The 1,231-nt window shown below is 74.4% G+C and carries 1 protein-coding gene; it reads left to right on the forward strand.

Features of this window, described 5'->3' with window-relative positions; translation table 11 throughout:
* A partial coding sequence (locus ACWDCZ_RS41520) for a thioester reductase domain-containing protein (protein ID WP_449818751.1) occupies positions 1-1,148 on the forward strand: 1,148 nt, incomplete at its 5' end.
* Positions 1,149-1,231: the final 83 nt, after the last annotated feature.

Genomic DNA, 1,231 nt, shown 5'->3' on the forward strand with positions numbered 1-1,231 from the left:
TGCCCGAGGCCCGGACCGTCCTGCTGACCAGCGCCAACGGCTACCTGGGCCGTTTCCTGTGCCTCGAATGGCTGGAGCGCGTGGCGGAGCGCGGCGGCACGCTGGTGTGCGTGGTCCGCGGCTCCTGCGCCGAGGAGGCCCGGGCCCGGCTCGACGCGGCCTTCGACAGCGGCGACCCGGACCTCGTGGAGCGCTACCGCGCGGCCGCCGCCCGGCACCTCCGGGTGGTCGCCGGCGACATCGGGGAGCCGCGTCTCGGGCTCGACGAGGAGACCTGGCAGCGGCTGGCCGACACCGTGGACCTGATCGTCCACCCGGCGGCACAGGTCAACCACGTCCTGCCCTACGGCCAGCTGTTCGGCCCCAACGTGCTGGGAACGGCCGAGCTGATCAGGCTCGCGGTCACCTCCCGGACCAAGCGGTTCACCTACCTGTCGACGGTCGCCGTCGTCTTCGGGAACGCGGCGGCCGCCGACGAGTGGGCGGACATCCGCACCGCCGGCGGGGTACGCGACCTCGACGGTGACTACGCCGACGGCTACGCGGCCAGCAAGTGGGCCGGCGAGGTGCTGCTGCGCGAGGCGCACGAGAGGTTCGGCCTGCCGGTCGCCGTCTTCCGCTCGAACATGATCCTCGCGCACCCGCGCTACCGCGGTCAGCTCAACGTCCCGGACGTCTTCACCCGCCTCGTGCTGAGCCTGCTGGCGACGGGCGTCGCACCCGGCAGCTTCTACGCCCGGGGCACCGGCGACGGCCGCGCGCACTACGACGCGCTCCCGGTGGACTTCACCGCGCGGGCCGTCACCGCGCTCGGCGACGACGCACGGGAGGGCTACCGGACGTACAACGTGGTCAACCCGCACGACGACGGCATCTCGCTCGACACCGTCGTCGACTGGCTGGCGGCGGCCGGGCACCCCCTGACCCGCGTCCAGGACCACGCCGAGTGGATCGAGCGCTTCGAGACCGCCCTGCACGGCCTGCCCGACCGCCGGCGGCAGCACTCGCTGCTCCCGCTGCTGCACGCCTTCGCCGAGCCGGCCCAGCCGGTCGCCGGGTCCGCCCTGCCGGCGGACCGGTTCCGGGCGGCGGTCCGGGCCGCGGCCCTGGACGAGAGAACGACATCCCGCGGCTGTCACCGGACCTGATCACCAAGTACGTGGCCGACCTCCGGGCGCACCGCCTGGTCTGACACCACCTCCGTGGCCGCCGCGGGGCCCATCGGCCCCGC

This window comes from Kitasatospora sp. NPDC001225 (genome assembly GCF_053597855.1).